At 70.2% G+C, this 22,371-nt stretch carries 5 protein-coding genes; 2 read left to right on the top strand and 3 right to left on the bottom strand.

Annotation, left to right across the window (positions count from 1 at the left end):
• Nucleotides 1–8 precede the first annotated feature (8 nt).
• Together BLW75_RS01325 and BLW75_RS01320 are read right to left on the bottom strand one after the other, a co-directional pair.
• Nucleotides 9–17,597 (bottom strand): non-ribosomal peptide synthetase, encoded by a 17,589-nt coding sequence (locus BLW75_RS01325; protein ID WP_422108414.1) that lies wholly within the window; start codon nt 17,595–17,597, stop codon nt 9–11.
• A gap of 50 nt (nt 17,598–17,647) precedes the next feature.
• Nucleotides 17,648–18,946 (bottom strand): serine hydrolase domain-containing protein, encoded by a 1,299-nt coding sequence (locus BLW75_RS01320; RefSeq protein WP_241783397.1) that lies wholly within the window; start codon nt 18,944–18,946, stop codon nt 17,648–17,650.
• 1,087 nt (nt 18,947–20,033) lie between these two features.
• Between BLW75_RS01320 and BLW75_RS42650 the strand changes: the two genes are divergently transcribed.
• Nucleotides 20,034–20,270, top strand: coding sequence for a hypothetical protein (locus BLW75_RS42650; RefSeq protein WP_034307912.1), 237 nt, complete (start codon nt 20,034–20,036; stop codon nt 20,268–20,270).
• A 760-nt stretch (nt 20,271–21,030) separates the two neighbouring features.
• Here BLW75_RS42650 and BLW75_RS42090 read toward each other — a convergent pair.
• Entirely contained in the window at nt 21,031–21,234 is a 204-nt protein-coding gene (locus BLW75_RS42090) for a hypothetical protein (protein ID WP_143055281.1), read from the bottom strand.
• 210 nt (nt 21,235–21,444) lie between these two features.
• Here BLW75_RS42090 and BLW75_RS01310 point away from each other — a divergent pair, with 210 nt between their 5' ends.
• Nucleotides 21,445–22,260, top strand: coding sequence for a serine hydrolase (locus tag BLW75_RS01310; protein WP_034307915.1), 816 nt, complete (start codon nt 21,445–21,447; stop codon nt 22,258–22,260).
• The last annotated feature ends 111 nt before the right edge of the window (nt 22,261–22,371 follow it).

Raw genomic sequence — 22,371 nt, 5'->3', positions numbered from 1 at the left:
TGGCGTCCTCACGCTTCCGTTTCGGAGGCGAGGCTTTCGAGCTCGCCCAAGATGAGTTCTTCGACCGTTCCGGCCAGCCCCGCGACGGTGCGCGCGGTCAGGACGTCGGCCGGGGTGAGCCGGACCGCGAACAAGGCGCCCGCCTTGGCCGCGATGTGCAGGCTCCGCAGCGAATCCCCGCCGAGGGCGAAGAAGTTGTCCTCGACGCCGATCCGCTCCACGCCGAGCACTTCGGCCCAGATCCCGGCCAGCGCCAGTTCGGTTTCGGTTTCCGGCTCGACGTACCCGCTCTCCCGCTCGGCCGGTGCGGGCAATGCCTTGCGATCGAGCTTTCCGTTGGCACTGACCGGGATCCGGTCCAGCGCGACGAACGCCGACGGCACCAGGTACTCCGGCAGCCGTTCGGCCAAGAAGTCCCGCAGAGTGTCCTGCCCGGCTTCCGACACGACGTAGGCGACGAGTTGCTTCAGGCCGGGCTGGTCTTCGCGGACGACGACCGCGGCCTGCGCCACGGCGGGATGCCGGGCCAGCACGGCTTCGGCCTCACCGGGCTCGACCCGGAACCCGCGCAGCTTCACCTGGTCGTCCGCCCGCCCGAGGAATTCGAGGGTGCCCACTCCGGTCCAGCGGACCACGTCGCCGGTGCGATACATCCGCTGTCCGCCCGGGGCCGCGAGGAACCGGTCGGCGGTCAGACCGGGCTGGTCGCGATAGCCACGGGCGAGTCCCGCACCGGCGAGGTACAGCTCGCCCGGCACTCCCGGCGGTACCGGGCGCAGGTCCGGATCCAGTACGCGGGCGACCATGCCGTCCAGCGGTGTGCCGATGGGCACCCGGTCCGGAACCATCTCGTCCATCGGATGGGCGGTGGCGAAGGTGGTCGTCTCGGTCGGGCCGTAGCCGTCGACGACGCGCAGGCCCTGGCAGGCACCCAGCACGCGCCGCACCGCCTCGGTGGGCACGACGTCGCCGCCGGTCCACACCTCCCGCAGTCCGGTGAAGCAGTCCGGGCTTTCCTGCGCCAGCACCCGGAACAGACCCGCCGTGACCCACATCCCGGTCAGGCCGTGCTCGCGGATCAAGGCCCGCAGGCGGTGCGCGTCGAGGTCGCCGTCCGGGGCCGTGACGACGCGGCCGCCGGTGAGCAGCGGTACCCACAGTTCGTAGGTGGTCGCGTCGAAGGCCGCCGGGGAATGCAGCAGCACCCGTTCGTGCGCCCCGCCGCGGAACCGGCTGTCCGCGGCCAAGGCGGCGACGTCGCGGTGCCGCACCGCGACGCCCTTCGGCGTGCCGGTGGACCCGGAGGTGTACATGACGTACGCCAGCTGGTCGGGATCGACGACCACGACGGGGTCGCCGTCCGGCTCGTCGTCCACCGAGGACAGCCGGATGGCGTTCGGATACTCCATGTCGGACACGACGAACCGCACACCGTCGAGCAGCGTCTGCCGCCGTTCCGCCGGGGCGCGCGTGTCGACCGGCAGATACGCGCCGCCCGCCTTGACCACGGCCAGTTCCGCCACGACGGTGCCCGCCCTGCTCGTGACGAGGCCGACCGGTTCCTCGGGGCGCAGGCCGAGCCCGATCAGGCGGTTGGCCAGCCGGTTCGCCCGCCGGTTCAGCTCGGCATAGGTGACCGGCTCGCCGTCGAGGACGGCCGCGACCACGTCGGGCCGGGCGCGGACCTGCTCGGCGAAGAGTTCCGGCAGCGACCGGGCGGGGGCCGCCGTACCGGTTTCCGTCCATTCCGCCAGGAGCAGTTCCTCCGTCGGGGTCAGCATCGACACGTCGGTGATCGCCCGAGCGCCGTCCACCGTCAGTTCCCGGAGCAGCGTGAGCAGGTGACCGGCCAGCCGGCTCACCGTTTCGGCGTCGAACAAGGCCGGGTCGTAACCCAGGTCGACGTTCAGCTCACGACCAGGCGACGCGACGACCGTCAGCGGGAAGTTCGTCGTCTCGCGGGCCGACAGGTCTCGCACGGTCAGGCCGTGGCCGGCTTCGGCACTGGTGATCGGATAGTTCTCGAACACCACCAGGCTCTCGCAGAGGTTCACTCCCCCGGGCAGCTCCGCCCAGCCTTGGACCATTGCGAGCGGAAGATGTCCGTGGCGGCGTGCCTCGGCCTGGCTCGCCTGAAGATCCGCGAGCCAGTCGGCGACGCGGGCACCACGGTCGATCCCGATCCTGACCGGCAGCGTGTTGATGAAGATGCCGGTGATCGCGTCCACGCCGGTCATCTCGGGCGGGCGGCCGGAGACGGTGGAGCCGAACACGACGTCGTCCTGGCCGCTGTAAGCCGACAGCAGCAGGGCCCATGCCCCTTGGAGGACCGCGTTGTGCGTGAGGCCGTGGCGTTTGACGAACTCGTCGAGCCCGCTCGTCGCCGCCTCGTCCAGGCGTACGGGCAGCCACTCGGACGAACAGGCGATGTGCCCGGCCGCGAGTGCCCAGTCGCCGGGAACGGGCGTCGGACCGTCGATCCCCGAGAGGGTACGACGCCAGAAGCGTTCGGCGTCGGTCCGGTCGAGGTCGCCCAGCCAGGCGAGGTAGTCCCGGAACGGTGGCCTGGCGGGCAGGGTCTGCCCGGCGTAGGCGCCACAGACGTCGGAGAGGACGTGGAAGACGCTCCAACCGTCGAGCAGCGCGTGGTGGAACGTCCACAGCACCTGGACTTCGGTCGCCGACGACCGCACGAGGGCCACACGCATCAGCGGTGCCTCGCCGAGGTCGAGCCCTTGTTCGCGGTCCTCCGCGAGGAGCTGCCGGAGATCGTGACCGGTCCCGTCGAGCACTCGGATCGGCAGCCGCACCTCCCGGTGCACCACCTGCAGTGGCTCCTCGACCCCGGCCCAGACGAACGCCGTCCGCAGGACCGGTGTCCGGTCCACGACCCGCTGCCATGCCGCGGCGAGCCGGTCGAGGTCGGTGACACCTTCGAGGACGAACGTCGCCTGCTCGACGTACATGCCTTGCTCGGTCTGGGAAAGGCCGTGGAACAGCATCCCGCCCTGCATGGGCGTCACCGGGTAGACGTCCTCGACCGTCCGGCCGTCGCCGACCAAAGTGTCCACTGTGGACTGATCGAGGGCGGCGAGCGGGAAGTCCGACGGCGTGCGGCCGCCGGCCTCCGGTGACCCGCAGTGCGCGATGATCTCGCGCAGGGCGGCCAGCATCCGCTCCGCCAGCTCTTCGACGACGCCGCGATCGTGCCGGGTCGTGACATACGTCCAGCTCAGCTCCAGGGTCCCGGCCAAGACGTGGCCGACGATGTCGAGCGTGTGGCCGGCGGGAGCGGCCGGGTCGACGTCGGCGCCGAGGGCGCCGGTCCGGAACGCGCCCGCCTCCGCGTCGCCGAACCGGCCGAGGTAGTTGAAGCCGACCTCGGGATCGATGACCGGCGCGGTGCCGGTGAGGTAGCGCAGGGCGCCGTACCCGATCCCCCGCCGCGGCACCGCGCGGAGCTGTTCCTTCACCACTTTGAGGGCGGCGCCCCAGCCGTCCGGGACGTCGAGTGCCACGGGGAACATGCTGGTGAACCAGCCGACGGTGCGAGAGAGGTCGACGTCGTCGAACAGGTCCTCGCGCCCGTGACCCTCCAGGTCGATCACCGGGATCCGCCCGGTCCAGTCCCGGAGGACACGGCCCAGCGCGGCGAGCAGCACGTCGTTGACCTGCGTGCGGTAGACCTCGGGAACGTCCTGGAGAAGTGCCCGGGTCTCCTCGGCGGTGAGCCGGACCGTCACCTCGCCCGTGTCGGCGACCGTGGCCGGTCCGGCGTCCGGCGTCGGCGCCGGGATCCCGCGCCAGTACGCCAGTTCGTCGTCGAATCCGCCGGACCCGGCATGCTCGGCCAACCGCCTGGCCCACTCCAGGTACGACGTGGTCTTCGGCCCGAGTTCGCCCCCGCGGTAGGCGGTTTCCAGATCCTCCAGCAGGATTCGCCACGAGACGCCGTCGACGACCAAGTGGTGCGCGGCCAGGGTCAGCCGCCGCCCGTCGAGCACCGCCGCCAGCAAGGGACCGCGTCCGAGGTCGAAGACGATCTCGTCGGTGAGGAGGTCCGCCTGCCACACCGGTTCGCCGTGCTGGACGCCGTCGCGTCCGAACCGCAGCCGCAGCCCGTCGTGGTGCGCCCACACGGCTTCCAGCGCGCGGCGCAGCGCGGCTTCGTCGACGTCCTCGGCGAATTCCAGCACCACTCGCTGGTCGAACCGGTCCGGCAGGGTGTCGAAGTACCAGTGCTGGATCGGGGTGAGGGGCGCCGCCCCGGTCACCGGCCCCTGTTCGGCGCGCGGCCCGGCGTCGCCACCGGCGTGCGCGGCCAGCGCGGCGAGGGTCGGATGCCGGAAGACGTCGTGGGGCAGCAGGCTCAGCCCGGCGCGGCGGGCACGCGACACGACCTGGATGCTGAGGATCGAGTCGCCGCCCAGTTCGAAGAAGTTGGCCTCGGCGCCGACGTCCGCGACGCCGAGCACGTCGGACCAGATCGCGGCGAGCGCGCGTTCGGCCTCGGTCGCGGGCTCGGTCCTGGCCGTCTTGCCGCCGAAGTCCGGCGCGGGCAGGGCGCGACGGTCGATCTTCCCGTTGGCGTTCAACGGGAAGCGGTCGAGCCGGACGAACGCGGCGGGCACCATGTAGTCGGGGAGGGAGCGGCCGAGGAATTCGGCGAGGCCGTCCGCGTCGCCGGTGTGGTAGGCGACGAGCCGTTTGACGCCGTGATCCTCCCTGGTCAGCACCGCGGCCTGGCCGACGCCCGGATGCGCGGTCAGCGCGGCCTCGATCTCCGCCGGTTCGATCCGGAAACCGCGGACCTTGACCTGCTCGTCGGCGCGCCCGGTGTACTCCAGTTCCCCGCGCGGGGTCCAGCGAACGAGGTCCCCGGTGCGGTACATCCGCTCTCCCGGCGGGCCGAACGGGTCGGGCACGAACCGGTCGGCGGTCAGCGCCGGATCACCGAAGTACCCGCGAGCGAGTCCGGCCCCGGTGATGTACAGCTCGCCGGGCACGCCCTGCGGTACGAGCCGCAGCTCGGCGTCGAGGACGTAGGTCCGCATGTTGTCGAGCGGTTTCCCGATCGGGACGGCACCGGGGACTTCGGCCGGGATCGGATGCGAGGTGGCGAAGGTCGTCGTCTCGGTCGGACCGTAGCCGTCGACGACGACCGTGCCCGGGCACGCCTCCCGCACCCGCCGGACCGCGGCGGCCGGGACGACGTCGCCGCCCGCCCACACCTCGCGCATCCCGCGGAAGGTCTCCGGAGCCTCCTGCGCGAGCAGCCGGAACAGCCCGGCGGTGAAGAAAGCCCCGTGGACCTCGTACTCGGCGATGATCCGCCGGAGGGTGTCCACGTCGAGGTCGCCCGGGGGCGCCACGACGACGGTGCCGCCGTTGAGCAGCGGAACCCACAGCTCGTAAGTGGAGGCGTCGAAGGCGGGCGAAGCGTGCAGCAGCACCCGCTCGTGCGCGGCGAAGCGACGGTCGGCGGCGAGGGCGACGACGTCACGCTGGCGTACGGCCACACCCTTCGGCCTGCCCGTCGAACCGGACGTGTACATCACGTACGCGAGGTTGTCCGGCGCCGCCTCGGGCAGCGCCACGTCCGCCGTCCGGCCGTCGGGAACGACAATCTGTCCATTGTGGACCACCGACTCGGCACGGGCCCGATCGGTGACGAGGATCGGCACGCCGTCCAGCAGGGTCGTCAACCGTGGTGCGGGCGCCCTCGTGTCCAGCGGGAGATACGCCGCCCCTGCCTTGATCACGGCGAGTTCGGCGACGACCAACTCCGGGGAACGGTCCATGAGCACGCCGACCACGGTTTCCGGACCGGCGCCGAGCGACACGAGACGCCGAGCGAGCCGGTCCGCGCGCTCGTCCAGTTCCGCGTACGTCAGGCGGACGCCGTCGCCGTCGAGGGCGACCGCGCCGGGAGCGTGCGCGACCTGCCGTCCGAAGAGCTCGGCGAGACTTCCTTCCGGCAGCGGATACGCGGTGTCGTTCCAGTCACCGAGTATCTGGAGCCGTTCGGCGTCGGTGAGCAGGTCGATGCCGTCGAGCGGACGGTTCAGGTCTTCGGCGAAGGCGTCGAGTACGCCGACGAGCTGGTCCGTGATCCGCTCGGCCGTCGCGGCGTCGAACAGATCGGGGTCGTAGCCGACATCGAGGCTCAGCCGTTCTCCCGGCGACGCGACGACACTGATCGGGTAGTTCGTCGTTTCGGCGGCGTCGACGTCACGCAACCGCAGTCCGGCACGCGTCGCCGAGTCGATCGGGTAGTTCTCGAAGACGACGATGCTGTCGAAGAGGCTGCCGCCGGCCCCGCTCCACGCCTGCAGCTTCGTCAGTGGCAGATGCCCGTACCTGCGGGACTCCACTTGCCGGTCCTGCAACGCCGCCAGCCATCGCGCGACCGGCGACCGGTCGGTGGTGACGCGTACCGGGAGCGTGTTGATGAAGATCCCGGTGATGTCGTCGGCGCCGGTCAGGTCGACCGGGCGACCGGACACGGTGGTGCCGAAACAGACGTCGCGTTCCCCGGTCAGCCGGGACAGCACCAGCGCCCACGCGCCCTGCAGGACGGTGTTCATCGTGAGGCCCGCCTTGCGCGTGGCTTCCCCGAGCCGCGCGGAGCTCTCGACCCGGACCCGCAGCCACTCGGCCGACCGGCTCGTGTGGTCCCGCGCCGTGAGCCGGGCGGACGCGGTGAAGTCACCGAGCTCGCGGCGCCAGTGGCGTTCCGCCTCGGTGTCGTCCTGACGGCCCAGCCACGCGACGTAGTCCCGGAACGGCGGCCGCTCGGGCGGTTCGCCCCCGGAATAGGCGGTGAACACGTCGGACAGCACTCCGAAGACGCTCCAGCCGTCGAGCAGGACATGGTGGAACGTCCACAGCACCCGGACTTCCGTGTCCGAAAGCCGCGCCAGGGTCAGCCGCAGCAGGGCTTCACCGTCCAGGTCCAGCCCTTCGGCACGGTCCGCGGACAGCACCTCCTGCCAGAACCGCTCCTGTCCCGCGGGCGTGTGGGCACGCCAGTCGAGCCGGGTGACCGGGACGGCCACGTGCCGACGCACCACCTGCACCGGTTCCGGCACGCCTTCCCAGGTGATCTTCGTGCGCAGCACGGGGGTGCGGTCGACGACGCGCTGCCAGGCCTCGGCGAGCGCGTCGACGTCCTCGACACCTTCGACGACGAACCCGACCTGCTGGAAATAGAGTCGTTCTTCCCGCTGCGACAGCGAGTGGAACACCATCCCCGCCTGCATCGGCGTGAGCGGGTAGAGGTCCTCGATCGCCCTGCCGTCGCCGGCGAGGGTGTCCACTGTGGCTTGATCGAGCGCGAGCAGCGGGAAGTCGGACGGGGTCCGCCCACCGGCCTCCGGCGCCGCACAGTGCGCGATGATCTTCCGGAGGGCAGCCAGCATCGCACCGGCGAGCATGTCCACTGTGGACTCACGATGGACACCCTCGGTGTAGTACCAGGTCAGTTCGAGCTCGCCGGACTCGACGCGGCCGACCACGTCGAGCAGATGCGCCCGTGCCGAAAGCTCGCTCTCGTCGGATTCCAGCCTGCCCGAGGTGAAGCGGCCGAGGTAGTTGAAGCTCACCGCCGGGTCGATCGACGGCGCGGTCCCGGCGAGGTGACGCAGGGCGCCGTACCCGATCCCGCGCCGGGGCACGGCCCGGAGCTGCTCTTTCACCGATTTCAGGGCCGTACCCCAGTCTTCGGGGACGTCCAGCGCGACCGGGAAGACGCTGGTGAACCAGCCCACCGTGCGGGACAGGTCGACGTCGTCGAACAGGTCCTCGCGGCCGTGTCCTTCCAGGTCGACGACCGGCACCTTACCCGTCCAGTCCCGCAGCACCCGGCCCAGCGCGGTCAGCAGCACGTCGTTGACCTGCGTGCGATAGACGGCGGGCACTTCCCTCAGCAGCGCCTCGGTTTCCGCTTCGGGAAGCCGCACGGTGACCTCACGCATCGAGGCGACCGTGGCCTCGCCCTCGCCGTCGACCGGGATCGAGGTGTTCTCGGGAATCCCTCGCCAGTACGGCAGTTCGTCGTCGAATCCGCCGTCGGCGGTGTGTTCGGCGAGCCTGATCGCCCACTCCCGGAAGGAGGTGGTGCGCGGCCCGAGGTCGATCGCCTCGCCTCGCAGCGCCTGGGCGTAACCGCGGTCGAAGTCCTCGGCGAGCACCCGCCACGAAACGCCGTCGACGACGAGGTGGTGCACGGCGAGGGTGACGCCGCGCTCGGAGATGTCGAGGCGGATCAGCGGTGTCCCGGCCCCGACAGGACCGTTCTCCTGCTTCCAGCCGTCGTCGTGGGTGAATCGCATTCGCAGCGCGTCGTGGTGCTCCAGCAGCGCGTCCACGGTCTTGCGCGCCGCGGCGCGATCGATCCGCTCAGGTCCTAAAGGGACGAACTGGTGGAAATGCTCCGGATCGGCGGTCTGGGTCGCGAAGAACCACCGCTGGATCGGGGTGAATGGCACCTCGCCGCTGACCGGACCGCGGTGGACGGCCTCGGTGGCGGTGCGCGCCGCGGCGGCGAGCGCCGCCGGGGTCCGATGGGCGAACAGGTCGCCGGGCAGCAGTTCCAGCCCGGCGCGCCGGGCCTTGGACACCACCTGGATGCTGAGGATCGAGTCGCCGCCCAGTTCGAAGAAGTCATCCGTCGCGCCGACCCGTTCGACACCCAGCACCTCGGCCCAGATCCCGGCGAGCACGAGCTCGCGCTCGGTGCGGGGCACGACGTGGTCACGGGCCCCGAAATCCGGCGCGGGCAGCGCGGTGCGGTCGAGCTTCCCGTTGACGTTGACCGGGAATTCGGCCAACCGGACGAACGCGGCCGGGACCATGTAGTCCGGCAGGGTCCGCCCCAGGAATTCCCCGAGCCCTTCGGTCTCGCCGACGATGTAGGCGACCAGCCGTTTCACCCCGCCGTCCGCGCGGGCCAGTACGGCCGCCTGCTCGACGCCGGGGTGTTCGCCCAGCGCGGCCTCGATCTCGCTCGGTTCGACGCGGAAGCCGCGGATCTTGACCTGCTCGTCCACCCGGCCGACGAATTCCAGTGCCTCCTCGTCGTTCCAGCGCACGACGTCGCCGGTGCGGTACATCCGCTCCCCCGGCGGTCCGAACGGATCCGCGACGAAGCGGTCCGCGGTCAGCCCCGGCCGTCCGAGGTAGCCACGCGCGAGCCCGGCCCCGGCGATATGCAGCTCGCCGGGTGCCCCTGCCGGTGCCAGGTTCAGGCCGTCGTCGAGGACATAGCCGCGGGTGTTGGCCAGAGGTGCCCCGATCGGCACGACGTCGGGCACCTCGTCCGGCAGCGGATGCACGGTGGCGAAGGTCGTGGTCTCGGTGGGACCGTAGACGTCGGCGACCAGTGTCCGCGGGCACGCGGCCCGGACCCTGCGCAGCGCGACGGCGGGAACGGCGTCGCCGCCCGTCCAGACTTCCCGCACGCCGGCGAACATCTGCGGGGCCTCCTGCGCGACGAGCCGGAACAGGCCGGTCGTCATGAAGACTCCCGTCACGGCGTGCGTGGTGATGACGCGGCCGAGCGTGTGGACGTCGAGCTCCCCCGGCGGCGCCAGGACGACCGTTCCGCCGTTCAGCAACGGCACCCACAACTCGTACGTGGACGCGTCGAAGGCCTGTGGTGAGTGCAGCAGCACCCGGTCGTGGGCCGCGAAGCGCCGGTCGGCCGCCAGAGCGAGGACGTCGCGATGCCGGGCGGCGACCCCCTTCGGCTTACCGGTCGAGCCCGAGGTGTAGATGACATAGGCGAGTTGTTCGGGGTCGGTCGTCACCCCAGGGGGTGTCTCCGGGGCGTCACCCGTGTCCGTGACGATCACGCCGTCGTGGATCTCTTCGGCGGTGGACAGCCAGGCCTGATCGGTGACGAGGACGTCCGCTTCGGCTTCGCTCAGCAGCAGCCGCAACCGCTCGGCAGGCGCGCGCAGATCCAACGGCAGATAGGCCCCGCCTGCCTTGAGGATCGCGAGCTCGGCCACGACGAGGGCGGGCGAACGGTCCATCAGGAGCGCGACCCGGTTTTCGGCGCGGACGCCGAGCTCGCGCAGCCGGTTCGCCAGCCGGTTCGCCCGGACGTCGAGTTCGCCGTAGGTGACGGTCTCCGCATCGGTCACCAGCGCGACGGCGCCGGGATTCCGGCGTGCGCGGGCCTCGAACAGCTCGGGCACCGTCCCTTCCGGGATCGGCCGGGCGGTGGCGTCGCGGTCGCGAAGCAGGTGCCGGATCTCCGGGCCCGACAGCATCGGCACCCGGCTCACGGGCTCGTACGGTGTGTCCACGAAGCCACGGATCAGCGTTTCGAGGTGCCCGGCGAGCTGCCGGGCGAGCTCCGGTCCGATCAGGTCGGGGTCGTGGGTCAGCATCAGCGACATCCGGCGGCCCGGATACGCGACGACGCCGAGCGGGTAGTTGGTGCGTTCGGCCGCGCGGACGTCCCGCACTCCCGCGACGTCCGCCACCGGATAGTTCTCGAAGACGATGATGCTGTCGAACAGGCTGCCGCCGGTGTCGCTCCAGGACTGCAACCGCGGCAAGCCGACATGGCCGAACCGGCGGGATTCCGCCTGCGCCGCCTGTAGTTCCCGAAGCCAGTCGACGAGGCCGCGCCCGGAGTCGAGTCTGACCCGCACCGGCAGGGTGTCGATGAACAGGCCCTGGATGTCGTCCGCTCCCGGCAACTCGATCGGCCTGCCCGACACCGTCGCGCCGAAACACACCTCGGCTTCGCCGCTGTAGCGGGACAGCAACGCCGCCCAGGCGCCCTGGACGATCGTGTTGAGCGTCAGGTGGTGCCGCCGCGCGAACGAGGTGATCCGGGCGGTCGTGGCGTCGTCGAAGTCCACCGGTACCCGGGCGGACGAGCTGGCGGCGTGTGCCCGGGCGCCGTGAACGCCGGGAAGCGGTGTCGGCGTCACTCCGTCGAGTTCGGCCCGCCAGTGGGCTTCGGCGGCCTCGTCGTCCTGTGCGGCGAGCCACTCGGCGTAGTCGCGGAACGGACGCCGCACCGGCGGTTCTTCACCGCGCAGCACGGCGAGGACGTCGGACAGGACGCCGAAGACGCTCCAGCCGTCCAGTAGTACGTGATGGAACGTCCAGATCACCCGCACCGAGGTCGCCGACTCCTTGGCGACGACCAGCCGCGTCAGCGGGGCACGGGCCAGATCGAGCCCTTCGGCGAGGTCTTCGGCCAACCGGAGCCGCAGTGCTTCCTCGGCGTCCACTGTGGACCAGTCCGGGCAGCTCACCGGGATCTCCGCCGAACGCCGCACGACCTGCAGCGGACGTGGTACCCCTTCCCAGACGATCCGGCTGCGCAGGACCGGGGTCCGGGCCACCACCCGCCGCCAGGCCGCGACGAGTGCCCGCGGGTCGGGAACGTCGTCGACGGTGAAGGTGATCTGTTCGAAGTAGTTGCGATCGCCCGGCTGGGCCAGGCTGTGGAACACCATGCCGGCCTGCATCGGCGTCAGCGGGTACACGTCCTCCACGTCCCGGCCGTCGCCGACCAGCTCGTCCACAGTGGACTGGTCGAGGCCCGCCAGCGGGAAGTCCGACGGCGTCCGCCCACCCGCGCCGGGTTCGGCGCAGTGCCCGAGGAGTCCGCGCAGGTTCTCCAGCATGCCGTCGGCCAACCGGGTCACGGTCGCCTCTTCGTGCACGCCTTCCGCGTAATGCCAGGTGAACTCCAGCGTGTCGCCGGTGACCTGGCCGACCACGTCGAGCAGATGAGGACGGACGCCGCCGGGGTCGGCGACCAGGGACAGTTCGCCGGGCGAGCCGGTGTAGAGCTCCCCGGTGAGCTCGAACTGCCCGAGGTAGTTGAAGCTGATCTGGGGATCGATGCTCGGCGCCGTCCCGGAGAGATACCGCAGCGCGCCATAGCCGATGCCGCGTCGCGGGACCGACCGCAGCCGCTCCTTCACGGTTTTGATCGCCGTGCCCCATTCGTCCGGGACGTCCAGCGCCACCGGGAACAGGCTGGTGAACCAGCCCACCGTGCGCGACAGATCCACGCCGTCGAACAGGTCCTCCCGGCCGTGGCCCTCCAAATCGATCACCGGGACCCGGCCGGTCCAGTCCCGCAACGTCCGGCCGAGCGCGGTGAGCAGGAGGTCGTTGACCTGCGTCCGGTAGGCCTCGGGGACGTGCCGCAGCAATGACCGCGTCTCGTCGGCGGTCAGCCGGACCGTCACCGCGCGGGCTCGGTCCACCGTGTTCGCACCGATCCCGTCGACCGGGATCGGCGTGACCTCGGGGATCGAACGCCAGTGCTCCAGTTCGTCGTCGAATCCGCCCGCTGCGGCATGATCCGCGAGGCGTGCCGCCCAGTCCTGGAACGAGGTCGTCCTCGGCCCGAAATCAGCCTTCCGATAGGCCTGGTCGAGGTCGTCGAGCAGGATCCGCCAGGACACGCCGTCGACGGCGAGATGGTGCGCGGACAGGTGCAGTACGCGCCGCCCCGGAGGGCCGGACAAGCTCCAGCGCAGCAGCGAATGCCCGTCCTCGACCGCGGTGATGCGCAGCCGCCACTGGTCTCCGTCACGGGTGAAGGTCGTCCGCAACGCGTCGTGGTGCTCGATCACCGCGTCGATGGCGGCGGCGAGCGCGGCCTCGTCGGTGCCGTGCGCCAGTTCGACCGCGATGGCCTGATCGAACCGGGCGGGCTCGGGGATCGTGTCGAAGAACCAGCGTTGAATCGGGGTCGCCACGACGTCCCCGGAGACGGGACCGCGGTCCTCGACCGTGGAGACTTCGGTCGAGGCCGGGGCGAGCGCGGCGACGGTCTGATGCCGGAACAAATCCGCCGTCGTGATCGCCAGCCCCGCCTTCCTGGCCTGCGCGCTGACCTGGATGCCGAGGATCGAGTCGCCGCCGAGGGCGAAGAAGTTGTCCTCGACACCGACCCGGTCGAGACCGAGTACGTCCGCCCAGATCCCCGCGAGCACCGCTTCCCGCTCGGTCCGCGGCGCCGTGCCCCCGCTCGCGGCGGGCTCGAAGCTCGGCTCCGGCAGTACGCGCCGGTCGACCTTCCCGTTCGGGTTGAGGGGAAGCGCGTCGAGGACGACGAACGCCGACGGCACGAGATAGTCCGGCAGGCTCCGGCCGAGGGATTCGCGCAGCACCTCAGTGTCCACTGTGGAGCCGTCCGCGGCCACCACGTAGGCGACCAGGTGCTTGCGACCGGATCCGGTACGCGCCGTCACCACCGCTTCCGCGACCTCGGGCCGGGCGGTGAGGGCACGTTCCACCTCGCCGGGTTCGACCCGGAAGCCCCGGACCTTGAGCTGGTCGTCGGCCCGGCCGGCGAACTCGAGGGTCCCGTCGGCCCGCCACCGGCCGCGGTCGCCGGTGCGGTACATGCGTTCGCCAGGGGCGCCGTACGGGCAGGCGACGAACCGATCCGCCGTCGCACCCGGGCGGTCGGCATACCCGCGGGCGAGCCCTGGGCCCGCGACACAGATCTCGCCGAGCGCGCCGCGCGGGACCGGCCGCAGTCCGTCGTCGAGCACGTAGACACCCATTCCCGTCAGCGGGGTCCCGATCGGGATGGTCTCGGGCACCGTCTCCGCGGAAGTCATGCGGAAGGAGGTCGCGAACGTGGTGGTCTCGGTCGGTCCGTAGCCGTCGACGACCGTGACGCCGGGACAACTCTCCAGCACGCGGCGCACGGCTTCGGGTGGCACGACGTCGCCACCGGTCCAGATCTCCCGCAGGCCGCGGAAGCACTCGGGCGCGTCACCGGCGAAAAGCCGGAAGAGACCAGCGGTGAGCCAGAGGGCGGTGACACCGTGCCGCGCGGTCAGCTCACGGACGACCTCCGCGTCGACGTCCCCCGGCGGCGCGACGACCACGGTGCCACCGTTCAGGAGCGGGACCCACAGCTCGTAGGTGGAGGCGTCGAACGCCAGCGGAGAGTGCAGCAGCACGCGCTCGTGCGCGCCACCGGTGAAGCGGGGGTCGGTGGCCAGCGCGACCACGTCGGTGTGCCGGACCGACACGCCCTTCGGTACACCGGTGGAGCCGGAGGTGTATTCGACATAGGCCAGATTCGCCGGTTCGACCGTGACCGTGGCCACGTCCCCGGTGGCGGGCAGCGTCAGTATCCGTCCTTTGTGGACGGTGGCGGCGGTTTCGTGCCAAGTCTCGTCGGTGAGCAGCAGCGATGTGCCGTCGAGCAGCAGGCGCAGGCGATCGGCCGGAGCACGCAGGTCGAGCGGCAAATAGGCGGCGCCGGCCTTGAGGATCGCCAGCAATGCCACCACGAGGTCGGCTGAGCGGTCCATCAGCACGCCCACCCGGTCCTCCGGGCGCACGCCGAGCTCGATCAGCCGTCCCGCCAGCCGGTCGGCCTCGTCACGCAGTTGGCCGTAGCCGAGGCGCGCCTCACCGAAGAGCACCGCGGGGGCATCCGGATGCTGCCCGGCATGATGGTCGAACAGGCGCGTGATGGTCATCGACGGCGCGGGATCCGGCGACGGCAGGAGCCGGCGGTCGGCCTCAGTGAGCAGCGGAAGCTCGCCGACCAGGCGGCCGGGTTCGGCGGCGATCCCGGCGAGGAGGGCTTCCAGGCTCTCGGTCAGCCGCTCGATCGTCGCGCCGTCGAAGAGCGCGGTGGCGTACTCGACGGTGACCCGCAGGCCGTCTTCCGTCGGCCAGAACTCGACGACCAGGTCGAACCGGGCCGACGGCCGGGGCAGGTCGAACTCCGAGACCCGCAGGCCGGCGACCTCACGCGGGCGGACCAGCGGGCTCTGCAGGACGACCACCGCCTGCACCAGCGGAGTCCGCGACGGATCCCGCTCCGGCTGTACCGCTTCGACGACGCGGTCGAAGGGGGCGTCGGCGTGCGCGAACGCCTCCAGCACCGTCTCCCGGAACCCGGCCAGGAACTCCGGGAACGGCCGCGTGCGATCGATCCGGGAGCGCAGCACGAGGGTGTTCACGAAGAACCCCGTCAGCGGCTCCCACTCGGGCCGGTCCCGTCCGGCGACCGCGGTGCCCACGGCGATGTCGCGCTGACCTCCGTAAGCCGACAGGAGGACTTGCACGGCCGCGGTGAGGGTCATGAACAACGTCGCCCCGTGCGGACGTCCCACGGCGGTGAGGCCGCGGACCAGGTCCGCGGGCAGATCGTGACGGTGTACCGCACCCGCCGTACCGCGCTGGGCCGGTCTCGGGCGATCGGTCGGGAAAGCGAGCGGTTCGAGTCCTTCGAGCGCTTCACGCCAGTAGCCGAGCTGGGCGTCGTCGCCGGTCTGACGACGCCAGTGCGTGTAATCGCGGTAGCCCGACTCCAGCGGCGGCGGGGTCGCACCGGCGTAGAAGTCCAGAAGCTCGCCGGTCAGGATGCCGATCGACCGGCCGTCGGTGACGATGTGGTGCTGGCACAGGACGAGCAGGTGCTCCTCCGGCGCCTGACGATAGAGCGTGGCTCTCGTCAGCGGGCCGGTGCGCAGGTCGAACGGCACGCTCACTTCCGCCGCCAACGTCGCGTCGTCCGCGACGGTTTCCTCGACGCGCAGCGGTATCTCGGCCGTGTCGGCGATGCGCTGGGAATCCTCGTCGAAGGTCGTGCGCAGGGATTCGTGGCGGGCGCAGAGCGCGGCCAGGGCGCCGCGCAGGGCGTCGAGGTCCAGCGGCCCGGAGAGCCGGAGACCGACCGCGGTGTTGTATTCGGCGCTGTCCCCGGTCAGCTCGTCGAGGAACCACAGGCGCCGCTGGGCGGGCGAAAGCGGGACCACCTGGGACGACGGTGCGGCCGGGATCGTGTCGTTCCCGGCGGGCCGCGCCTCGTCGATCAGCCGGGCCAGCCCGGTCACGGTGGGCGCGTCGAACACCGCGCGAGCCGACAAGGTCACGCCGAAGGTCCGGCGCAGTCGGGACAACGCCTGCACCGCAAGGATCGAGTCGCCACCCAGGGCGAAGAAGTCGTCATCGCTCGCGACATCGTCCGTTCCGAGCACGCCGGCGAGCACCTCGGCGACGGCACGTTCGGTTTCCGAACTCGGCCCGGTGTCCGACCGGCTCTCTTCCTGCGGCGCGGGCAGTGCGCGGCGATCGACCTTCCCGTTGGCGTTGAGGGGAAGCGCGTCGAGGGCGACGAACGCCGACGGCACCATGTAGTCCGGCAACACCGCCGCCGCGGACTCCGCCAGGTCGGCGAGCGCCTCGCCCTGCCGGGCCACGACATAGGCGACCAACCGCTTGACGCCCGGCCGTTGCTCGCGGGCGACGACCACGACCTCGCCCACACCCGGCACGGCGGCGAGCACCGATTCGATCTCGCCGGGCTCGACCCGGAAACCGCGGACCTTGACCTGGTCGTCGGCCCGGCCGAGGAACTCCAGTTCGCCGTCGTCGTTGTACCGCACCAGATCGCCGGTCCGGTACATCCGGCCGCCGGGTACGCCGGGATCGGCGACGAAGCGGTCCGCGGTCGCACCCGGCTCGCCCCAGTAACCACGGGCCAGGCCGGCCCCGGCCAGATGCAGCTCCCCCGCCTCTCCGGCCGGGACGGCGTTCAACGCGCCGTCGAGGACGTGGGCGCGGACTCCGTCGAGTGGGCGGCCGATCGGCACGGAGTCCGGCACACCGTCCCTTGTGGACATCGCACGCGCGGTGGCGAAAGTGGTGGTTTCGGTGGGGCCGTAGCCATCGGTCACGGTAAGGCCTGGGCAGGCGTCCAGCACGCGGCGGACAGCGGCCGCCGGGACCACGTCGCCGCCCGTCCATACTTCTTCCACGCCGAGGAAACAGTCCGGCGCCTCCTGCGCCACGACCCGGAACAGCCCGGCGGTCAGCCAAAGCGAAGTGACCGCGTACTGGCGGACGACCTCGCGCAGCGCCTCCACGTCCAGGTCGCCCGGAGGCGCGATCACCACCGTCCCGCCGTTGAGCAGCGGTACCCACAGCTCATAGGTCGACGCGTCGAAGGCGGCCGGGGAATGCAGCAGGACCCGGCGGTGCGGACCACCCGCGAACCGGCTGTCGGCCGCCAGCGCCGCGACGTCCCGATGCCGGACCGCGACTCCCTTCGGTGTCCCGGTCGAGCCGGACGTGTGCATGAGATACGCCAGCTGATCCGCGTCGACACGCGGAGGCGCCAGGTCCGGCGCCGGAAGGGCTCGTCCCGCGACCACGATTCGTCCACTGTGGACTTGCGCGGCCCGTTCCGGCTCGTCGGTGATCAGCACCGAGACCCCCGCGGTGGCCAGCACCAGCCGCGCGCGGTCGTCGGGGGCGCGCCGGTCGAGCGGCACGTATACCCCGCCCGCCAGCACGATCGCCAGTTCGGCGACGACGAGTTCGGCGGACCGTTGGAGCAGCAACCCGACCCTGTCCTCAGCACGCACTCCGAGCCGGGTCAGCCGGGTGGCGAGGCGTGCGGCCCGGTCGGCGAGTTCGGCATAGGTCAGCTGTCCACCGTGGCCGTCCACGGCGATCGCGTCGGGAGTGGAGCGCACCCGCGCGGCGAACAGATCCGGCAGGGCGACGGCTCGTTCGGCTTCGGGGGCGTCCGTCGTGTCGAGCACGGTCATCTTTTCGGTACCTTCCAGGCACAACAAGCAAACCCACCGAGGCGGGCAAGGGGGACGGGGAGGGAGAAGGCGGCTCAGTGACGCCGGGCGAGGCGGCCGCCGATTTCGATCGCGGTCGCCTCGCCGGGCGTTCCGCGCAGCCGGCCGCACGGCGCCGGGCGACCGGTGACGGGGTCGCGCACCGTGAACGAGGCGTCGTCGTGGAGGGTGAGTTCGGGGAAAACCTCGCCGTCGACGACGAGTTCGGCTCCGCCGTGGTCGCCGGGACGGATCGTGTAGTCGAGAGCGCCGTTGCGGTAGGTGCCGAAGTCACCGGTCGGGATCGGGACAGGGCGGGCCGGTGCGGGCAGCCGCCGCTCCGGGAGCGAGAGGCCGAGCGCGCGGAGCTCGGCGACGAGGTCGTGCCACATGTCCGTGCCCGCGGCCCCGTTCGCCGTGAACGCGACGACGCAGGCACCCGCCTGATCGATCCGCAACTGGCAGGAGGTTCCGTCGGCGGTGCCGTCGTGGCCGAGCCAGACTTCGTCCTCGTCTTCGTAGTGCGCGATTCCCAGCCCCCAGCCGTCGGCCAGGCCGAACGGCTCGGCGTCGGGCACCCGGCGATGCATGTCCGCGGCGGTCACGACGTCGAGCAAACCCGGCTTTCCCAGATGGACCCGGCCCAGTTCGACCAGGTCCGCGGCGCTCAAGGCCAGCGCGCCGGCGGGTTCGAGCATCGGTGGCAAGGCCTGCTCGACCGGACGCGCACCGGCCGGTCCGGTGGCGCGTCCGTGGCCGGAAACCGTTCTCGGGCTTTCGGCGTAGGCGGGCTCGATCTTCAGTGGACGCAGGAGTATCGCCTCGACGGCTTCACGCCAGGTCATCCCGGTGACCACCTCGATCAGCGATCCCACCAGGGCATAGCCCAGGTTCGAATACGAGAAGGCGGCCCCGGGTGGGCATACGGGGATCGCCGCGCGAATCTCGCGCAGGCACGTCCCGGTGACGTCGGCCGGATCGGAGGGCAGGCCGCTGGTGTGGCTCAACAGATGACGCGGGGTCACTCCCCCGGCGAGACCGGGGTCGCCCAGCAGCTCGCCGACCGGCTGATCCAGTTCGAGATCGTCGTCCGCGATCAGCGCCATCACGACCGTGGCGGTGGCCAGTTTCGTGACCGATCCGATCGGTACGGCGGACGACGGGCTCATCGGTCTCCGTCTGTCCTGATGTTCGACACCGGTCTGGACCACTGTGGTCAGACCGTCTTCGAGCACCGCGAGCTGTGCTCCCGGAACACCGTGCCTGCCCGCCAGGCCGGTCAGTACTTCTTGAAGCCGCCGCGTCGGCACCGGGTTCCGTCCAGTGTGGCCGTACTGTTCTGGCGCAGGCCGCATGACCGATTCCTCTCTGTCCACAGGAAATCACGAGTTGATAGCCACGTCTGTCCACATCGGGCCGAAACCACACGCTGCCCGGGCCAGGAGATCGTCTGTACCGCCAATGGTGGGAAAGCCGCTTCGACCGAAAATCGCTCGACGCTACACAGGGTGGCAATAACTGTCATTCATTTTATTGAACCAGCGTCAATCCGCCGCACATCTTGGAATGACATCGGATAACGAGCACGCATGAGGCATGAACAAGCCAGCGCATCCACCGGTCGACGGATGCGTGAAAAATAAATGAAGAAAAAATTGCGCCGCCGGTCTCATCGCCGGCGGAACAGTCGCAAACTTCCTCCCCTCGTCCAATTCTTCCAGCTCAGACCGCCTTGGTACGCAAGCACATACCCGGGCAGCGCCTGCTGGTTCCCCTCACGCCGCCGAGCCAAACGCGGAAAAGCGGAAAAGCGCCAACGAAGATCACTTCTCCCCCGCCGACGACGCCGCCAACTGCGGAAACAAGAAAGTGATCTTGCCGAATCTGATTCTCACCATGCGAGCAGCACGACCATGCGCACGTGCACCGTCTCGTGCAACCGGCGAGACAGCCTTTTTCGATCATCGAAGACATTGGAGTGAAGCGGAAGAACGCGAATTCACCCGGTTGCCTGTAACGGAATCGGCATCGCCATTCACCCGACCATCGTCGGTTGCCCACCCAGCCGAGGCTTGGTAACAGAGGATCCCACCCTTCCCGCCGTGGTCCAGACCACAGGGGAAGGTGGTCCGTACGAGCGGCATGGAAGTCGCTCACGGCATGCCGACGCACGCAGGAGGCGGCAGCGACGGAATCACTGGCGCGCTACGAACACGTGCACCCTGGGGCTCGATCGGCACACCGAGGTTTCATGACGTGGCGCCGGTTCGGGTGCATGGTCACGCCCGGAACGAGCGGGCCGGGTGGGCGGCCAGGCCCAAATCCGATGGCCACCGTATGCGCCGCCCGCGATTTCCGGACCTCGCTTCGCCATCCAGAAAGTCGGCGTTATCTGCGGAAATTACCCACAGAGCCACGCCGACGGTGTGCTTGGCTGCTCCCGTGCTGAAGAAACTCTGCGCCGCCGCGGCGATCACCCTCCTGCCCGTCGTCATCACCACGCCCGCACAAGCAGCCACGTACTATCAACAGACGGTCACCGGTTCCACCCTGGCCCAGTGCAACGCGACCGGCTCTCAACTCGCCCAGCAGAAACGCGCCGAAGGCTACCTCGTGACCTGGACCGGCTGCGGTCACCAGAACTTCGGCTACATCGGCGTGGTCGCCTGGTCGAACTGATCCCGAGATCAGCCGCCACCGCCGCGGAGTTGTCGCGTTCCTGGTCGATCAGCCGGTCGAAGCGAAGTCGCGTGGCTGCTCCCCACGCGAAGGGCAGCGCAAGCGTTCCGGCGTCCGCCCGCACGAGTCCGGGAGATTGCACCTCTCGCGGACCGGTGAGCCATGCCTGGCAGGCGTGGGCGCCGTCCGGAAGCGGCAGTCCTTGTGTCCTGGTGGCTTCACCGCGTTGCCGCGAACAGCCGATGTCGGCGGAACCTCCCTGGGGTCGCGTGCGCGACACCAGGGAGGTTCCGCGCACGCACGAGGACGAGGATGCGCTTCCGTCCGGACCTCTACGCCATAAGAACTCCACGAAGGCGTTCTCCGTGGGGATGTAGTCCGCTTCCGGAATACGGATGAGCGTGGTTCGCGGGCTTTCCGAGGCGAACTTCTCGGCGTATTCCACCGTCTCGAAGGCATCGTCCTCGCCCCAGATCGGCAACTTGGGTGCGGTGGACCGTTTCAGCGCGGGAACAAGATCCGGGGTGTAGCGGCTACCGGCCGCGCCGGCCACCGCACCCAGCACCTCCCACACCGACGATCACGACCCGCGCCTGCCGCACCCGACTGCGACGGCAGGAGTGCGATCGCCTGATCGCCAGAACGCCCGGCTGCCGCTCGGACTCGCTCAGTTCCGTTTCGGAAGCTCCGCGGATCAGATGGCTCCGCGCCACCTTCCTCGATTCGGACTGAGCCCCGGCAACTTCAAGCCCGGTGAGTTCTAGAGGTGAGCGACGTCAGCCGGGGTCGCGGCGCGGAGCGTGAGGGTCTGCAGGGCGTCCGGCCAGCCGGTGACGAACACAGCCTGACCGTGCCAGGCCAGTTCGACGACCGCGGCGTCCAGCGCGTCCAGCCGGGTGCCACGCACCCCCTCACCATCGATCAGCACCTCGACCTCCTGGACGGCCGGGAATCGAAAGGACAAGCAGGAACACCACCCTAAACCCGACCACGCCGCGCAGCCAATGGTGCCCGTAGCGACAACGGACTTCCGCCGGCGATCGGATTTCGGTTTTCACAGAGAAGACAAGATTGAGCCATGAAGTGACCGGCGTCACTATCCGGCAAGTCGTGACAACCTCGGGCGCCGGCGAACGCCTTCAAGCTCAGGAACAACCGATAACCTGGGGAGCACATGAAGAGACTTTCCGTCATCCTGACCGCGATACTGGTGGCAGTCGCGTTGACCCCGGTCGCGCCCGCCGGCGCGACGACCCGCTTCGACCGGGAACTTCAGGCCCGCATCGCACGAGCCCAGGCGTACGCCGACAGCAGGCCCGGTGACACCGGGATCGTCCTCCGGGACAGGTGGACCGGAGCCGTCTACCGGAGCCAGGCCGCCGGAACCCTGATCTGGGCCTGCTCCACCCCGAAGCTGGCGATGGTGGTGGATCTGTTGCTGCGCAACGATTCGGGCGCCGTCCAGCTGACCGCTGAAGACCGGGACCTGATGCACCGGATGCTCAACTCCAGCGACGACGCCGCCGCACACACGCTGTGGACCCGGTACGGCGGGGAAGCCGAGTTCGCCAAGCGCTTCCCGTCGTACGGGATGACCGACATGCGGTTCACCGACCAGCACCCGCACCACTGGGGCTGGATCCTCACCACCGCGAACGATCTGGACCGGCTGGTCAACCACGTCCTGACGAAGCTGCCGCGACAGCACCGCGACTACATCGTCCGCGAAATGCGCGCCGTCGACGTCAACCAGCAATGGGGAGTCTGGGGCGCCGGTGCCGCCGCCCGCCCTGGCAACAAGAACGGCTGGTCCGACGACAACGACGACGGCTCCTGGATCATGAACTCGGTCGGCTTCGTCGGGCCGCACGAGCGATACACCCTCTCGCTCATGAACAACACCAAGGTCATCCAGAACGGCTACGAAACCGGCCAGGAGACCACTACCAAGATCAGTGAGATCCTGTTCAAGGGCTACTTCAAGGGCTGACCGGGCAACGTCGGACCCGGTGGATCTCACCGGGTCCGACGCTGTCACTCAGGGCCGAAGGACCTCGAATTCCTTCGGCTACCGGCGAGACCTTCTTCTCGAATTGGTCGC

Origin of the sequence: Amycolatopsis lurida (assembly GCF_900105055.1) — a bacterium.
Lineage (GTDB): Bacteria > Actinomycetota > Actinomycetes > Mycobacteriales > Pseudonocardiaceae > Amycolatopsis > Amycolatopsis lurida.
The sequence above is the reverse complement of the archived record's forward strand: the minus strand, read 5'-3'. Positions and strand labels throughout refer to the sequence as shown.

Bases quoted from the DNA above. Each gene is read 5' to 3' on its own strand.
- BLW75_RS01310 (WP_034307915.1), top strand. From the start codon at position 21,445: ATGAAGAGACTTTCCGTCATCCTGACCGCGATACTGGTGGCAGTCGCG.
- BLW75_RS01320 (WP_241783397.1), bottom strand. From the start codon at position 18,946: ATGCGGCCTGCGCCAGAACAGTACGGCCACACTGGACGGAACCCGGTG.